Source organism: Extensimonas perlucida (assembly GCF_007655255.1).
GTDB classification, from domain to species: domain Bacteria; phylum Pseudomonadota; class Gammaproteobacteria; order Burkholderiales; family Burkholderiaceae_C; genus Extensimonas; species Extensimonas perlucida.
In genome coordinates, this window is the sequence record NZ_VMYE01000021.1 from 1 (window position 1) to 16,075 (window position 16,075).

At 65.0% G+C, this 16,075-nt stretch carries 16 protein-coding genes and 1 pseudogene; 12 read left to right on the forward strand and 5 right to left on the reverse strand.

Annotation, left to right across the window (positions count from 1 at the left end):
- The first annotated feature begins 181 nt into the window (after window positions 1-181).
- The 3 genes from FK527_RS14085 to map all read left to right on the forward strand — a co-directional run bounded on the left by FK527_RS14085 (window position 182) and on the right by map (window position 2,145).
- Complete coding sequence (locus FK527_RS14085) at window positions 182-724, forward strand: AAA family ATPase (protein WP_020649376.1); 543 nt, start codon at window positions 182-184, stop codon at window positions 722-724.
- 444 nt (window positions 725-1,168) lie between these two features.
- A complete protein-coding gene (locus tag FK527_RS14090; RefSeq protein ID WP_144735131.1) occupies window positions 1,169-1,381 on the forward strand; it encodes a ParD-like family protein in 213 nt (70 codons plus the stop codon).
- Complete coding sequence (gene map / locus FK527_RS14095; protein WP_020649374.1) at window positions 1,378-2,145, forward strand: type I methionyl aminopeptidase; 768 nt, start codon at window positions 1,378-1,380, stop codon at window positions 2,143-2,145. Before FK527_RS14090 ends, map begins: the two co-directional genes overlap by 4 nt.
- 46 nt (window positions 2,146-2,191) lie before the next feature.
- Here map and FK527_RS14100 read toward each other — a convergent pair.
- Window positions 2,192-2,451: pseudogene (locus tag FK527_RS14100) on the reverse strand (DUF2958 domain-containing protein); the annotation flags it as partial.
- A gap of 188 nt (window positions 2,452-2,639) precedes the next feature.
- Here FK527_RS14100 and FK527_RS14105 point away from each other — a divergent pair.
- The 5 genes from FK527_RS14105 to FK527_RS14125 are packed head-to-tail and all read left to right on the forward strand — an operon-like array spanning window position 2,640 to window position 7,317.
- A complete protein-coding gene (locus tag FK527_RS14105; protein ID WP_144735133.1) occupies window positions 2,640-3,077 on the forward strand; it encodes a TIGR03757 family integrating conjugative element protein in 438 nt (145 codons plus the stop codon).
- Entirely contained in the window at window positions 3,074-4,024 is a 951-nt protein-coding gene (locus FK527_RS14110) for a TIGR03756 family integrating conjugative element protein (protein ID WP_144735135.1), read from the forward strand. The genes FK527_RS14105 and FK527_RS14110 overlap by 4 nt, the downstream gene beginning before the upstream one ends.
- 11 nt (window positions 4,025-4,035) lie before the next feature.
- Window positions 4,036-5,433, forward strand: a complete 1,398-nt coding sequence (locus FK527_RS14115) for an integrating conjugative element protein (protein WP_144735137.1) — start codon at window positions 4,036-4,038, stop codon at window positions 5,431-5,433.
- Window positions 5,430-5,780: a hypothetical protein gene (locus FK527_RS14120; RefSeq protein WP_009463266.1), complete on the forward strand. Its 351-nt coding sequence runs from the start codon at window positions 5,430-5,432 to the stop codon at window positions 5,778-5,780. Before FK527_RS14115 ends, FK527_RS14120 begins: the two co-directional genes overlap by 4 nt.
- Window positions 5,781-5,793: 13 nt before the next feature.
- Entirely contained in the window at window positions 5,794-7,317 is a 1,524-nt protein-coding gene (locus FK527_RS14125) for a conjugal transfer protein TraG N-terminal domain-containing protein (protein WP_144735139.1), read from the forward strand.
- Window positions 7,318-7,331: 14 nt separating this feature from the next.
- Here the strand turns inward: FK527_RS14125 and FK527_RS14130 are convergent, their stop codons facing one another.
- From FK527_RS14130 to FK527_RS14140, 3 genes are read right to left on the reverse strand one after another with little or no spacing between them, the layout of a single operon-like run.
- Window positions 7,332-7,703, reverse strand: coding sequence for a DUF3742 family protein (locus FK527_RS14130; RefSeq protein ID WP_024889561.1), 372 nt, complete (start codon window positions 7,701-7,703; stop codon window positions 7,332-7,334).
- Window positions 7,704-7,759: 56 nt separating this feature from the next.
- On the reverse strand, window positions 7,760-8,173 hold the full coding sequence (locus tag FK527_RS14135; protein WP_020649368.1) for a putative toxin-antitoxin system toxin component, PIN family: 414 nt from the start codon (window positions 8,171-8,173) through the stop codon (window positions 7,760-7,762).
- Window positions 8,173-8,391 carry an AbrB/MazE/SpoVT family DNA-binding domain-containing protein gene (locus FK527_RS14140; RefSeq protein ID WP_020649367.1) on the reverse strand — a complete coding sequence of 73 codons (219 nt, stop codon included), beginning with the start codon at window positions 8,389-8,391 and terminating at the stop codon, window positions 8,173-8,175. Before FK527_RS14140 ends, FK527_RS14135 begins: the two co-directional genes overlap by 1 nt.
- Window positions 8,392-8,722: 331 nt before the next feature.
- Here FK527_RS14140 and mobH point away from each other — a divergent pair, with 331 nt between their 5' ends.
- Window positions 8,723-10,519 carry a MobH family relaxase gene (mobH, locus tag FK527_RS14145; protein ID WP_020649366.1) on the forward strand — a complete coding sequence of 599 codons (1,797 nt, stop codon included), beginning with the start codon at window positions 8,723-8,725 and terminating at the stop codon, window positions 10,517-10,519.
- A 24-nt stretch (window positions 10,520-10,543) separates the two neighbouring features.
- Here mobH and pdxR read toward each other — a convergent pair whose 3' ends face one another.
- Complete coding sequence (gene pdxR, locus FK527_RS14150) at window positions 10,544-12,067, reverse strand: MocR-like pyridoxine biosynthesis transcription factor PdxR (protein ID WP_026353010.1); 1,524 nt, start codon at window positions 12,065-12,067, stop codon at window positions 10,544-10,546.
- 102 nt (window positions 12,068-12,169) lie between these two features.
- Between pdxR and FK527_RS14155 the strand changes: the two genes are divergently transcribed.
- The 3 genes from FK527_RS14155 to glyA all read left to right on the forward strand — a co-directional run bounded on the left by FK527_RS14155 (window position 12,170) and on the right by glyA (window position 16,023).
- Window positions 12,170-13,411 (forward strand): benzoate/H(+) symporter BenE family transporter, encoded by a 1,242-nt coding sequence (locus tag FK527_RS14155; protein WP_121411148.1) that lies wholly within the window; start codon window positions 12,170-12,172, stop codon window positions 13,409-13,411.
- Between the two features lie 65 nt (window positions 13,412-13,476).
- On the forward strand, window positions 13,477-14,709 hold the full coding sequence (locus FK527_RS14160; protein WP_039748486.1) for an aspartate aminotransferase family protein: 1,233 nt from the start codon (window positions 13,477-13,479) through the stop codon (window positions 14,707-14,709).
- A gap of 42 nt (window positions 14,710-14,751) precedes the next feature.
- Complete coding sequence (gene glyA, locus FK527_RS14165; RefSeq protein WP_144735141.1) at window positions 14,752-16,023, forward strand: serine hydroxymethyltransferase; 1,272 nt, start codon at window positions 14,752-14,754, stop codon at window positions 16,021-16,023.
- Window positions 16,024-16,075: the final 52 nt, after the last annotated feature.

The window sequence follows — 16,075 nt, forward strand, 5'->3', positions numbered from 1 at the left end:
CTATATGCCCAAGCCCGTCTGAACCCTTCGGGCATTGCGCCCACGACCACAAAAACGTCCACTCCTCGCCATGGCCAGCGTCAGGTCAGGCCCCGGCTCGTCTGGGCACTGGTGTCTTTCACGTTAACCAATGATGACAAGTGAATTGACAAACCGTCTGCTGGTCGAAGCAAACCCTGACATGACGCCGATGCCATCTCAGGTGGTCATTTCGGGGTGCTCCGGCGGCGGCAAGTCGACCTTGCTCGGGGAGCTGCGGCGGCGTGGTCATGCGACCGTCGCCGAACCCGGGCGGAGGATCATCGCCGAGCAGATTCGACAGGGCGGCAACGCCTTGCCATGGACCGACATGGCGGCCTTTCTGCGGGAGGCGCTGCGCGTCGCCGCCATGGATCTCGAAGGCGCGGCACGGGACGCTGGTCCGGTCTTCTTCGACCGAGGGTTGATCGACGCCGCTGCAGCGCTTCAACGACTCTACGGGGTACCGTTGGCGCAAAGTCTGGGCGAATCCCGCCCTTATGGGCGGCTCGTGTTCCTCGCACCGCCCTGGCCGGACATCTATTGCGCAGACGAGGCGCGGCGGCACGGTTTTCCCGAGGCTGAGGCGGAATACGCCCACCTGGATGCAACCTACCGGGCACTCGGCTACGAAGTCAGGTTGCTTCCGCGCGCCAGTGTGGCCGAGCGGGCCGACTTCGTTCTCGAAGCGATTCATCGCTGCTGAAGGCGAGACCAACTTGCGGCGGTTGCCCTGGATGCTGATCCGAACGCGGCCCTGCAGCATGCGTACTCACGTGCACCGTTGTCGATGAGCACGCGACGACACGGGCGCGGGCTACTGTCGTCGACAGGTGATAGGTCGGAGAAAACTGCTGGACATGGCAACGGCCGCCCTGTCTGCCAAACCGCACGCAAGCGGAGCGTAGGGCAGAAACAGGAAGCGGGGCCGAAGGTGCTAGCCGAGCGAAGCGAGGGAACGATGGAAGCCCGACAGGGGCGAAGCCCCGAAGGGGGTTCGATGCAAAGCACGACAGCGCGACCGGTCATCTTCCTTGGCCGGGGAGGCCCAGACATCAATGCCCCCGTCTTTAGTCACGTCATCAGCTCACTTGCACCATTGGCTAGCCAGACTATATGATTCATATATGTTTCATATAGATCAAAGCACATGGGTATCGTGAACATCGACGAGGATCTGCATGACCAACTGCGCAAGGCCAGCGCGGTATCGTGCCGGTCAATCAATGCGCAGGCGGCCTTCTGGATCAGGATCGGCATGCTGTGCGAAATGAACCCGACACTGAGCTTCAACGACATCGTCACCCGTGAGCTGCGGGCCGCAGGCGTTGTGGCGCAACCCATCAAGATGGGGTCGGCATGACCAAGCGCCCAGAAGAAATCGCGCTGATGGCCGAGTCAGGCCAGCTTTTGGCGCAGGTGTTCAGCCATCTTGATCGGCTGAACCTGATCGGCATGTCCACGATGCAGGTCAACGATCTAGTCGATGACTTCATCGTCTATGAACTCAAAGCGCGCCCGGCCAGCAAAGGGCAATACGGGTACGCCTACGCGCTCAACGCCTCCCGCAACCATGTGGTCTGCCACGGCGTTCCTTCCGCCAAGGACATTCTGCAGGACGGGGACATCGTCAATTTCGACATCACGCTGGAGAAGAACGGCTACATCGCCGATTCCAGCAAGACCTATCTGGTCGGCGAGGTGTCACACCAGGCGAAGCGGCTCGTGCAAGTGGCTTATGAAGCGATGTGGAAAGGCATCCAGGCCGTCCGCCCAGGCGCCACGCTCGGCGACGTGGGCCACGCTATCGAGCGGCATGCCCGCAGGAATGGCTATTCGATCGTTAGGGAATACTGTGGCCACGGCATCGGCCGTGAAATGCACGAGGAGCCGCAAGTGCTGCACTGGGGTAAACCGCGAACGGGTCTGGCGCTTCGGGAAGGGATGGTGTTTACCATCGAGCCGATGGTAAACAAGGGGCGGTCCGCCGTCCGAACAGAGGTCGATGGGTGGACGGTCGTCACGCGTGACGGGCAATTGTCGGCTCAGTTCGAGCATACCGTGGCCGTCACTGCGAGCGGTGTGCGCGTCTTGACGCTGCGCCCGGGCGAAAAGGCGTTGCACTGATTCAACGTAGTGGACAGGAACGCCTTGCGACGATCCAATGGCCGCGTCAAACAACGATCCGCCCGGCCAGCCGCTCATCGCGCGCACAGGCGCTCAATCGCTCCTCGGCACGGAACCACGGGTCGCGTTCGATCGGCAGGCCCAGCCGGCCGAGCACCGTCGCCAGTTCGCCCAGACTGACCCAGCCGATTTCCGGCGTCCCAGGCCCAGATCGCAAAGACCAAATGCGTGGTCATTGTCATCGCCGAGATCAATCTCGGTCAGCAGTCAAGCCACGTCGGCGTCCGGTGTGAACAGCTTGGCCACGAGACCGGATTGGCCCATACCCATCCACTGCACACAGTCAGCTTTTGGCAAGCGCGCAGGTCCGATCAGCGAGTCGGGGCGGACAGGGATGGTGAAAACGGGGCAAGGTGGTCTCCGCTTTGTTTGTCGCGTCGAGGCCTGGTTTCGGTTCGACTGTCACCGGATTGGCTTCCCTCCGGTGTTGTCTCATGGACCCTCGCGCTGTTCCTCATGCCGCTCGCGCTCGCTCAGCATGGTTTGCTTCGGGCATTGCCATCCTGGCATTGGCCACCCGCGCCGCCGCGGCGGAAGTATGGGTCGTTACCGACTCGCATCATCCGGTCCATGGCCAGGCTGACCGACACGTCATCCTGGACGCTGCCGCGGTGCTTGAAGCTGACCTGGCCGCCAACCTACCCTCCGATTCAGAGCGCGCCAGCGCCATCGTCCAGCAGCGCCTGAAGCAGGGCGGTACGGACCTGCAGCGCAGGATCGGCACCGCCTACCAGGGCATTGCCGACGCCTGGAGCCTTGGCGTCACCAAGGTTCCGGCCATCTTGGTGGATCGCCGATACGTGGTCTATGGCGAGACGGACGTGGCCCGTGCGGTTGCCCGCATCGACCAATACCGGAGGACGCAGCCATGACGAGGCGTCCGTTCGCGCCATCCCGGCGCCAGCGGTTGGCCGTCGCAGCGCTGCTGCTGGGGTGTTCCGCATCGTCCTTCGCACTGAACACCGCCACCATCGTGGCCTCCACCCTGTCGCCGGATTGCATGGAATACCGCGTCACCGGCATCTGCTACTGGCTCTATTGCACCTGGACGGGATGCACCGTGCGCACCTCGGTCAAGGTGCGCCACTACATCCCGGATGCCGTGGTGTCGAGCTACTCGAACACCGGCGAGAACCCTTGGATCGAGGTGCGGGCGATGAGCCTGCCGAACCCGACCGCGAAGGCCGGCGGCGACGGCACCACCAACGAGGATCACGAGAACAACCTGGCGAAGTTCAAGAACGCCGACGTCATCGGCCATCCCGGTGGCCATGTGTTCAGCCAGTTCGCCAGCGCGTCCGGCTACACCTGCGAGGGCGCAGGCACCGCCTTCATGCCCTATCTGCTGAGCACGCTCGACACGCTGGCATGGCGCTACAACATCCCCGAGGCGCTGTATCCGGAAGCACTGATTCCCGGCCGGCGCGAGATCGGCACGCGCACGGCCATGAATCTCTGGGGCAACGTCTATCCGCGTGGCGGCTTCCTGCACCAGGTGGATGACCACAAGGCCGCAGCCGTGGTCGCCCAGCGCGCGGGTGACATCGTGACGCGCCGCAACCAGATCCACGTCTACCAACCGCTGCTCGCCAGTTCGCGCGATGGCTACTGGCCGGCCGGCGCCCTGATGGAAACCGATGCCGCCACGGGCAAGTGGCAGGAGCTGACCCCCACGCTGTCCAGCAGTTGCGCGGTATTCCCCCACGGCAATGCCAAGGTGCAGGCCCGGCGAGGCGACTACGCCTGGGCATTGTGGCGTCCTTATAGCTGCTGCCAGCGCCGCGGCCAGGTGTTCCTCGGCAGCGTCGATTTCCTGTGAGACCCGATGCCATGACGACTTCATTTCCGAGCGCCCGTCGATTTCTGTACGTCGCATTGGCCGTTGTCGCAGCGTTGTGCTACTCCAGCGCCGGCGCGCAGACCAGCGTCAACGAGTACGGCGTCCAGCATCAAGGCAGCGTGATCGGCGACGACGTGCTCTACAGCATTGGGGGCGGCCGCGCGGTGTCCATGAGCGGTGCGGCCAACATGCACTCCATCGGCGTTGGCGTCGGCTGGAACAGCAACCTGATCTGTGGCGACATGAGCATCACCACCACGCTGCAGAACCAATTGAACGGCATCACCAATGGCTTCCAGGCCATCATGTCCTCGGTGATCCAGAACGCCACCGCTGCCGTGGCGTCGCTGCCCGCCTTGATCATCCAGCGCGCCGATCCAGGGCTGTACAACCTGTTGACCAACGGGGTACTGCAAGCCAGGCTGGATTTCGATCGCAGCAAGCTGACCTGCCGTGCCATCGCCAATCGCATGGCCGACATGGCGGGTGGGCAGCTCGGCTGGGACCAGCTCGCCGAAGGCATGGCGCTGAAGCAGGCCGTCGCGAGCACCGATGCGGTCTCGGCGATCGACGACGCCGAGGCGAACCGTGGCAACAATGGCGTGCCGTGGGTCGGCGGAGACAACGCTGGCGGCGCGGGCCAACGTCCGGTGCGTGTGGTCGGCGACGTGACCCGCGCCGGCTACAACCTGCTCAATGGCCGTGGCGTCGGCGATGCCAGTTCGATTCCGCAAGCCAGTTGCAGCGGCAACCTGGCATGCCAGACCTGGAGTTCGCCCGATGCCGCCGCAGCCTGGGCCATTCGCGTGCTGGGCGAGCAGGAGCAGCGCACCTGCGATGCATGCACCAAGACCGTCACCACGCCGGGCGTTGGCCTGACCCCGCTGATTCAGGAGGAATACGAGGACAAGCTGCAGGCCCTGCAGGAGCTGGTCGCCGGCAGCCGTCCGACCACGGCGCAGAACCTGCAGGCTGCGAGTAGCGCGTCGCTGCCCATCACCCGTGGCGTGATCGAGGCGCTGCGCGACGAGACGGACCAGGACATCCTGGCTCGGCGCCTGGCCTCGGAGGTTGCGCTGTCCAGCGTGCTGGAGAAGGCGCTGCTGCTGCAACGCACGCTGCTGACCGGGCGCAAGGAGCCCAACGTGGCCGCCAACGAACTGGCCCAGAAGGCCGTCACCCACGAAAGCGACATCCTCGATCGTGAGATTCACAACCTGAAGGCAGAGCTGGAACTGCGCCGCGAACTGGCCAGCAACTCGCCGATGGCGATCATCCAGCGCCACAGCACCCGCGCCGCCGGTGCGCGTGGCATCTACGAGGGTGACCCGGTGCGCAATCGGGTCGATGAACTGCAGCGGCCGCCGTCTGGCGGAAGCCATCCATGAATACCGTGGGGCGGTGCCTGCGCTGGCTGTCCAGCCGGCGTGCCATCCTGGTGCTGGTGTGGGCGGTGTCGCTGCTGATCGCCGCGACCGCCGTCAATGTGGTCGGCATCCGCATTGCGGGCGGCATCGAGGGCTGGCAGCGCTGGATGGCGGCGCAATCCGGGGCCTTCCTGGCCTGGCGGCTATTGCTGTACGCCGCCACCGCCTGGGGTTGGCTCTGGATGCGCCGTCGCCTGCGCGCGCGGGAACCGGAGGGCGCCGCCGGGCAGCGGCTGCTGCGCGCGGAGGTTGCGGCCATCGTCGCCGTGATCGTGCTGGAAGCCAGCCTGCTGACGCAGGCACGGTAGCGCGAGGTTCGCCATGACGCTGTACACCACCGACTACCTGGAGTACTACCTGACACTGGTGTCCTGGGTAGTCCACAACGGCATCTGGTCGGTGCTGGTCGCCAGCGGCATGTTCGCCGTCCCGTTCCTGGCGATCGTCATCCAGGAATGGTTGAAGGCCCGCGCGGAAGGCGCGGACGAAGGCAACAAGGGCGTGCTGTCCTCGGCTCGCATCGAGAACCGCGTCTTCGTCGCCATCGTGGTGATCATGTTCGCGGGCATCCCCTTCATCGACGTCGATCTCAACACCATCCGCTACGACCGGTCGCGTTCGACCCAATGTCAGGTAAGCGTCCCGGAGCCGACCGATACCGGCTGGTCGCAATCGTTCAGCACGATCAACAACCAGTCGGCGAAGGTGCCGGTGTGGTGGTTCGCCATGCACGCGATCTCGCGCGCTATCACCGGCGCCTCGGTCGCGGCCATTCCCTGCGGCACCGACCTGCGGCAGATCCGCATGGACATCGACGCGACCCGCATCGACGATCCGGTGCTGGCCCAGGAGGTCAGCGACTTTACCCGCGACTGCTATGGCCCCGCCCGCGCCAAGCTGTTCATGACCCGGCCCAGCCTGAGCGAGGAGCAGATGCACGACGTCACCTGGATCGGCTCCAGCTACTTCGTCGGCACCGCCGGCTTCTACGACAGCTACCGCTCCAGGACACCGCGCGATGCTTGGCCGTTCGACGCCACGCGCGACGCTGGGCTGGCCCAGGTGCCCGGCGGGGGCGGCTACCCGACCTGCCGGCAGTGGTGGTCCGACGGCGGCCATGGCCTGCGGGCACGACTGCTGGCCCAGGTCGATCCCAACCTGCTGACGCGATTGGCGGGCTGGGCAGGCTTCCTGAGCCAGGCCGAGGTCAACGACTCGGTGATCCGCGCTATCGCAAGCCCTCGCCAGCAGAAGCTCAACCAGGGGGCGGTCTACACGGACTACGGTGGCCAGATCGACATGACGCTGCCCAACATCGTCACTCGTGCCGCCAGCGACGTGGGGCTGACCGTCGGATCACTGGGCTATTTCCCGGCGATGGACGTGGTGCGGCAGGCGCTGCCGATGGTGCTGTCCCTGCTCAAGATGGCGCTGGTCATCTGCATCCCGCTGGTGCTGCTGATCGGCACCTATGACCTCAAGACCATGGTCACGGTGAGCGTGGTGCAGTTCGCGCTGTTCTTCACCGAATTCTGGTTTCAGCTCGCCCGCTGGATCGACTCGACGATCCTGGATGCGCTCTACGGCTGGGGGTGGGGCTGGAACCGGCCGCACACGAACTTCGATCCGCTGGTGGGCCTCAACAACACCTTCGGAGACATGCTGTTGAACTTCGTGATGGCCACGATGTTCTTGATCTTGCCCACGTTCTGGGTGGCGGCATTGGCCTGGGCTGGTATCCGTGCAGGCAACGTGCTTCAAGGATTGAGTACTGGCACGCGGGATGCCGGACAAGCCGGTGGCAGGGGCGGCGGCTTGATGATCGGTGCGGCCAAGCAGAAATAGCTCCAACCGCCGGTTCAATCGTCTTCGAATCGTGGATCTGGGTCATCGCTGTAGTTGATGGGGTCGTAGGCAAGGCTTTCGCGATGATCCAGCTCTTCGGCCTTGCGTCCGAGGAAATCATCGTCACCTTGCGGCGCTTGCTCCGCCATCCTGGCTGCCACAGCGAGAGCGACCAGCAACAGCGCCGCCCAGACCGAGACATACAGCAACACGCCGAGGGTCGCCAGCTTGACTCCCCAGATCAGCACCGCTGCACCGCCCGCCGGCAGTCCTTGCGCCATCAGCCATTGATGCACCCGACGCTCCGCGCGCAGGCAACCGCCCCATACACCGCCCAGCCAGCGGCCGAGTCGCGCTGCGGTGGTCATGCGTGCGGTGTGCTTCATGGTTGGCTACCTCATGGTCGTTCCACGGTCGTTGGGCAAGGCCGTGCCGGTTTCCTTCATGCCTGCCGCGCCGCGAATGCTTCGGCGGTCATGATCAAGCCGGGAAAGTCCTCTCGCATGGCGAGAATGTCCGCATCCCCCGTGATCAACGCATCCGCCTTGCCGACATGCGCGAGCACCAGGAACACTTGGTCCTTCTTGTCGCGGCAGACCGGCAGGTCTGGCCATGGCGCAGGCAGTTCCACCACATCGGCGTAGGGCAGAAAGTCCGCCAGCAACTCCTGCTGTTCCGAGGTCGACAGCTTGAACTTGGGATAGGCCAGGACGCGCAGGAGTTCACTGGCCGTCTCCCGGCAGACAAGCGGCTGCAACTGCTGGTGCTGCCAGGCGTGGCGTATCCAGGCCAGGCGTCCGGCACTGAAGATCAGCGCCGACAGCACGATGTTGGTGTCGAGGACGACCCTGCGCATCACTGCCGTGCCCAGGCCACGGCATCCTCAACGTCCTGCTCGGTGATCCCGAGTTGCTCCAGCTTCTCGCGCACGGCCTGGGCCTTCTGGACCCGCACCGGCGTCAGGATGATCCGGCCGCCCTCGACGGTGACGTCGAAGTACTCCGCCGCATCCACGCCGGACACGGCCGCCTTGGGCAGCGTGATCTGATTTTTCGATGTGAGCTTGGCAAGCATGGGAGGCCTCCATAAGTTTCAAAGGAAATCTTACTTCCTTACTTCATTCTCGACAAGCATGCCTTCGGGCGCAGGGGTTTCAGGGCCTGCTGCGCTTTCAGCGCCGGTTGAAACGGACTGATCTGGTGAAAACACAGTGCCTGTTCCGCTCGATCCTGGAGCGCACCGGCTCCGCATTGATTGCGGCACACGAAGCCGACTGCCCCTATATCAAAGGGCTTGTCGAAGGCCAAAGGGCTGGGGATGGAGCAAGGGAATGGCCTCAAGGGGAAAGGCCCTACCCGAAAAGGCCAAAAGGCTCCTCCGGCCAGCCCATCACCAGGATGTCGCCATGCTTTCGCTGTTCCAGCGCAAACGGGTGCCGCTGGCCACCGCCGCCGCGCCACCTCCTGCCGAGCCTGCCAAAGGGCTGACGCCACCGCAGTCGGCCGCAGCGCTGCTGGCGGAGCCGCGCCGGCAGCGGCTGCTGGAACACATCTGGCAGCGCACCTCGCTGTCGCGTCGGCAGTTCCGCTCGCTGTACCTCGCGCCGCTGGAGCGCTACGCCGAGCTGGTCCAGCAGTTCCCGGCCTCGGAGGCGTATCACCATGCATGGCCGGGCGGCATGCTGGACCACGGCCTGGAGATCGTGGCCTACGCGCTCAAACTGAGGCAGTCCCACTTGCTTCCGGCCGGCGCCTCGCCCGAGGCCCAGGCCGCGCAAGCCGAGGCCTGGACCGCCGGGACCGCCTACGCCGCGTTGCTGCACGACATTGGCAAGATCGCGGTCGACCTGCACGTCGAGCAGGCCGATGGCCTGGTCTGGCACCCCTGGCACGGGCCGCTGCGGCAGCCGTACCGCTTTCGTTACCGGACGGATCGCGAGTACCGGCTGCATGGCGCCGCCACGGGACTGCTCTACACCCGTGTGCTCGATGCCGGCATCCTCGACTGGCTGAGCGACTACCAGGACCTGTGGTCGGCGCTGCTGTACGTGCTGGCGGGCCAGTACGAGCATGCCGGCACGCTTGGAGAGCTGGTCGTCAAGGCTGACCAGGCATCGGTGGCCCTGGCGCTCGGCGGTGATCCGGCCAGGGCGATGGCGGCGCCGAAGCATGCGTTGCAGCGCAAGCTGCTGGATGGCCTGCGCTACCTGCTGCGCGAGGAATTCAAGCTGAACCAGCCCGGCGGCCCGTCGGATGGATGGCTGACCCCGGAGGCACTCTGGCTCGTCAGCAAGACGGTCAGCGACAAGCTGCGCGCGCACCTCCTGTCGCAGGGCATCGAAGGCATTCCATCGAACAACACCGCCGTCTTCACGGTGCTCCAGGACCATGGGATCGTGCAGCCCGCCCCGGATGGGAAGGCGATCTGGCGGGCCACCGTCACGAGCGGCACCGGCTGGTCGCACAGCTTTACCTTCCTGCGCCTGTCGCCGGCCTTGATCTGGGAGTCGGGCGAGCGTCCCGCACCGTTCGCGGGCACGGTCACGACGGAAGAGGCCCTCCCTGGCGATGAGGCAGCGCCGGCCTCCGCCGGCATCCCGGCCACCTCACCGTCCCCTGGGGTAGCGGATTGCCAGGCCGGGATCGCGGACCCGGTCTCCGATCTGCTGTCGGTGCTCGATGCGTCCGACGCAGCCACCACCAGTGCATCGTCCGCCAGCGCGGAACCACCATCACCATCCGCCGCCGCACCTGTGGCAGTGGCTCATTTGGCGCCGACCAGTCCTGCCGCCATGCCGGCTCCCGCGAGGGCCACGCCGTCCGGGGAAAACTTCATCGCCTGGCTCAAGCACGGCATCGAGTCGCGCAAGCTCATCATCAACGATGCGAAGGCATTGGTGCATACCGTCGATGGGACGGCGTACCTGGTCAGCCCCGGCGTTTTCCAGCGCTACGTGCAGGAACATCCGGAGATCCAGGTGCTGGCCCGGCAGGACAATCTGCACGACTGGCAATGGGTGCAGAAGCGCTTCGAGAAGCTGGGACTGCACCGCAAACAGGACAGCGGCCTGAACATCTGGACCTGCGAAGTCACCGGGCCGCGCAAGTCGCGGCGGTTGCACGGCTATCTGTTGGCGACGCCTTCGACATTGTTCGCGGAAGTCCCGCCGGACAACCCCTACCTGTCCCTGACGCGGAGCTAGCAGCACGAAAGGCGCCAGCGCGCCTCATGGTGATCGGCGACACAGCGCACGCAGCACGCTTGCCAGCTTCTTGACAGCGATCTCCAGTTCATGGGGTGCATGGGCAGCAAATCCCATGAGGAAACCGGCCCCATCCCTGCCCGATGCATGGCGGCGCGATGCATGCAGCGCGGTCAGCCCCAGCAGGTCGATGCCGACCCGCCGTGCCGATTCCACCGCCTCGCGCTCGGGAATGTCGCGGATGAACACGCAAGGCATCTGCATCCCGCCAGCGGGCACCCTGGGCTCCACGAAGTCGGCCAGGTGCTGGCGCACCAGCTGCGCCAGCACATCGCGGCGTTCCGCATAGACGGCCCGCATGGTTCGCACATGGGCTCCGAAATGCCCACCCTCGATGAAGCGAGCCAGGGTGAGCTGCGGGATCGGTGCGCTGTGCCCATCCAGCAGGGTGCGGGCCACGGTCATGGGCGACACCAGAGCCTCCGGCAGCACCATGTAGCCGATGCGCAGGCCGGGGAACAGCGACTTGGTGAAGGTGCCGATGTAGATCGTGCGGCCGTGGGGGTCGAGCCCCTGTACGCATGCGGTGGGCTTGCCTTCGTAGTGGAATTCGCTGTCGTAGTCGTCCTCGATGATCCAAGCCTGGTGCTGGCGGGCCCATTCGATGACGGCCAAGCGCCGGTCCAACGCCAGCGTAGCCCCGGTTGGGAACTGGTGCGAGGGCGTCAGGAACACCGCCCGGGCGGCATTGCAAGGGGTCTGCGCCTTTGCCAGCAGGTGCGCTATCTGCATGCCTTGGTCATCCATCGGCACGGGCACGCAATCCAACCCGGCGGCGTCAAATGCCTTGCGCGCCCCGTGGTACACGGGGTCTTCGATGAAGATGCGCTCGCCAGCATCGAGCAGCACGGTGGCGCACAGGGTCATGGCCTGTTGGGAACTGGTCAGCACCAGCACGCGCTCGGGTGTGGCCTGCGCGCCTCGTTCGAGGTTGACGTAGGCGGCAATGGCGCGTCGCAACGGCTCCATGCCCTGCGGTGGGCTGTGCAGCAGCGCCAGGGTGCCGTACTCCTTCAACACCTGCCGCTGCAAGCGCTCCCAGGTTGGCAGCGGAAAGCTGCGCGTCTCCGGCACGCCGGGCGCGAAGGGGCGCGACATCAGGAAGTCGCGCACGCCGCCGCCCTGGAGCATGGCATCGCCGCGCCGGCTCAGGCGCAGGGGTGCCTTGCGATCCACGCTCGTGCGCCGTGGTCTGCCGCGCCCGGGCAGCCACCGGGCCTGCTCGGACACGAAGCTGCCACTGCCGACCCGCCGCTCAATGAAACCTTCGGCGTGCAACTGGCCATAGGCCGACTCCACCGTGTCGCGGGACACCCCCAGCGACTTCGCCAACGCGCGCGACGCGGGCAGGGGGCGGCCTACATCGAGCGCGCCATCCAGGATCAACTGGCGAATGGCCCGCTGTACCCGTGCATGCAGGGGCAAGGCGCCGTGCGCGGGGTCGCCGAGCCAGGCTTTGACGGATTCAAGTTGGGCATGTCTGAACAATTGGCAGGTACTTCATCTGAAAATTGGTGGGGAACATCATGCCATTAAAAGTCTATCGTCTCATGGTCTTTTCGTCCCCATGCCAGGAACCCACTTCAGATGATGCCGTCGGACCCTTCAGCTTCGCCCGTTCGTTGGAACGATCTCACCCATCCCGTCATGGCCGGACTGATTTCGGTCATCGTTAACTATGGCGGCACTTTCATCCTGGTGTTCCAGGCAGCCAAGGTCGCGGGCCTGAGCCCGGAGCTGACGGCCTCGTGGGTGTGGTCGATTTCCATTGGCGTGGGCGTGACAGGCATCATTTTGAGCTGGGTATCCCGCGAACCGATCATCACCGCCTGGTCCACGCCGGCAGCGGCGTTTCTGGTCACAGCACTGGCAACCACACCTTATGCCGAGGCCGTCGGGGCATACCTGATCTCGGCTGCCGCCTTTGTGCTGCTGGGCCTGTCGGGTTGGTTCGAGCGCGTTATCCGTTTGATACCGCCAGGCGTGGCTGCCGGGCTGCTGGCCGGCATCCTGCTGCAATTCGGCACTGGCGCCTTCGGCGGCTTGAGCGTCGATCCGCTGCTGGCGGGACTGCTGATCGCCGCCTATCTGGTGTTCAAGCGCTTTTCCGCGCGCTATGCGGTGGTGGGCATCCTGGTGCTGGGATTGGTATTCCTGCTGGCGCAGGGCCGCGTCGATCTGTCGGGACTGAGCCTGAAACTGGCCGCGCCGGTGTTCACCATGCCCGCGTTCTCGCTCAACGCCTTGTTGAGCGTGGCGTTGCCGCTGTTCCTCATTACCCTGACCGGGCAGTACATGCCGGGCATGCTGGTATTGCGCAATGACGGCTTCAAGACCAGCGCCAACCCCATCGTGACCATCACGGGCCTGGGTTCGCTGCTGATGGCGCCGTTCGGTTCGCACGCCTTCAACATCGCGGCGATCACCGCCGCCATCTGCACGGGCCGGGAGGCACACGAAGACCCGTCCAAGCGTTGGATCGCGGGGATGGCCGCTGGGGTGTTCTACGTTCTGATCGGCGTGTTCGGGGTGACGCTGGCCGCGGTCTTCATGGCCTTCCCGGCGACCTTCATCACCACGCTGGCGGGCCTGGCCCTGCTGGGGACGATCGGCGGCAGCCTAGCCACCGCCATGTCCGATGCCAAGACCCGGGAAGCCTCACTGATCACGTTTCTGGCGGCCGCCGCCAACATCACCTTGCTGGGCATTGGCGGGGCGTTCTGGGGGTTGGTGCTAGGGCTGGCGGCGCATGCTGTGCTCAACGGGCGGGTGCTGCTGCGGGTACGTACATCGGTCATTACGCCTACGCCTGCAAACGAGAGGGTGAAGTGATGACCGAGGCTTTCAACACACGGACTGACGGTTACGCCAACCGTGCCGAATTCGAGGAATCTCCCATGCAGACGACCGCCCCTCACCTGATGCGCGCCTACGCCCGCCAACCTGTCTCATTCGTGCGCGGTAACGGCGCGCGGCTCTGGGACGAGCAGGGCGTGGAGTACCTAGATGCCATTGCCGGTGTCGCGGTTACCAGCCTGGGTCATGCCCACCCGGAAATCGCGGCCGTCATCGCCGAACAGGCCGGGGCGCTGCTGCACACTTCCAACGTGTTCCGCATCGACTGGCAGGAGCAGTTGGGGGAACGCCTGTGTGCGCTGACCGGGATGGAAAGCGCCTTCTTCTGCAACTCGGGTGCGGAAGCCAACGAAACCGCCCTCAAGCTGGCCAGGCTGCATGCCCATCGCAGGCAGGTGGCACGACCGCAGATCCTAGTCATGGGCAACGCCTTCCATGGCCGCACGCTGGCCACGCTCGCCGCCACGGACAACGCGGCCAACCAGCAGGGTTTCGGGCCGTTGCTGCCTGGCTTTCTGCGTGCTCCCTACGGAGATATCAGCGCGGTACGCCAGGCGGCAGAACAATCCCCGGACATCGTGGCGGTGTTGATCGAATCTGTACAGGGCGAGGGTGGCATTCGGGTGGCCAGTGCCGAATACTTGCGCGAACTGCGCGCTTTGTGCGACCAGAGGGACTGGTTGCTGATGCTCGACGAGATCCAGGCCGGCATGGGGCGCACCGGCGCGTGGTTCGGATACGCGCACGCGGGCATCTCACCGGATGTGGTGACCCTGGCGAAAGCGCTGGGCAATGGCTTTCCCATCGGCGCGTGCCTGGCGCGCGGTATTGCGGCAGACCTGTTCTCGCCGGGCCAGCACGGCTCGACCTTCGGCGGCAATCCGCTGGCTTGCCGGGTGGCCTGCACCGTCCTCGACATCATGGCCCGTGACAGGATGCCCGAGCGCGCCATGGTGCTGGGCGCTCGCTTGCTGGTGGGCCTGCGCAAGGCGCTGGCAGGTCACCCGCACGTCCTCGCCATTCGCGGCCTGGGACTGATGGTGGGTATCGAACTGGACCGGCCCTGCAAGGAACTAGTTGGGCGCGCGCTGGCTGAGCAGCGCCTGCTCATCACCGTGACCCGAGACACCGTGATCAGGCTATTGCCACCATTCGTTTGCGACGAGCGTCAGATTGACGACATCGTGGTGCGTGTAGCGCGCCTGCTTTCATCGGACCTGGTTGATTGCGAGGTTTGGTCTGTTCCGGCTCAGCCGATGGACATCACCGTATGACGTCCAACCCCAACCGCTATCCGCCCGACCAGGACGCACACCATGTATGACACTTCTGTTGCCCTCGCCGATTTCGACCCGGAACTTGCCCTGGCAGTCCACCACGAAGCGCGCCGTCAGGAGGATCATGTCGAACTGATCGCCTCCGAGAACTACGCGAGCCCTTTGGTGATGGCCATCCAGAATTCGGTGTTCACCAACAAGTACGCCGAGGGTTACCCAGGCAAGCGCTACTACAGCGGCTGCGAGCATGTGGACGTGGCCGAACGCTTAGCCATCGAGCGGCTCAAGGTGCTATTCGACTGTGATTGGGCCAACGTCCAGCCCCATGCCGGCGCCCAGGCCAACGCAGCCGTGTTTCTGGCGCTGGCCAACCCCGGCGATACCGTGATGGGCATGAACTTGGCTCAGGGTGGCCACCTGACCCACGGTAACCCATCCAACTTCTCCGGCCGCCATTACAAGATCGTGCCTTATGGACTCGACCCCCTAACCGGGCTGATTGACTACGACGAGATGGAGCGCATCGCGATGCAGGCACGGCCGAAACTGCTGATCGGCGGCTTCTCCGCCTATTCGCGGCACAAGGACTGGGCACGCATGCGCGCCATCGCCGACAGGGCGGGTGCCATCTTCTGGGTGGACATGGCCCATGTCGCCGGCCTGGTGGCGACAGGCGAGTATCCTGACCCGTTGCCCCACGCTCACGTGGTCACCAGCACCACCCATAAGACCCTGCGCGGCCCGCGTGGCGGTATCATTCTCTCGAAAGTGCAGGACGAGGGCCTTTACAGAAAGCTCGACTCCGCCGTATTCCCCGGCGTCCAGGGCGGGCCGCTGATGCATGTTATCGCCGCCAAGGCGGTGGCGTTCAAGGAGGCGCTGCAACCTGCATTCAAGGCCTACCAGCGCCAGGTGGTGGCGAACGCTCGCGCCATGGCCGCCGTGATCCAGCAGCGCGGCCACAAAATCGTTTCGGGCGGTACCGACAATCACCTGATGCTGATCGACCTGTCCGCCAGGCCCTACACCGGTAAGGATGCGGACGCGGCGCTGGCCGATGCCTGGATCACCACCAACAAGAACAGCGTGCCGGGCGACCCGCGTTCGCCGTTTGTGACCTCTGGCGTGCGCATCGGCACGCCCGCCGTGACCACGCGCGGCTTCGGCGTGGCCGAGTGCGAGCAACTGGCCGGCTGGTTGTGCGACGTGCTGGATGCATTGGAAACCGGTGGTGTTGGATTAATTGCCGTGCGGGATCGAGTAAGACAGCAGGTGGCGGATCTGTGCCGTCGCCATCCCGTCTATCGATAGGTAATCACTGACGGCAATGCGGCGCCTGCGTACTACCTCGTTGTAGGTGAGA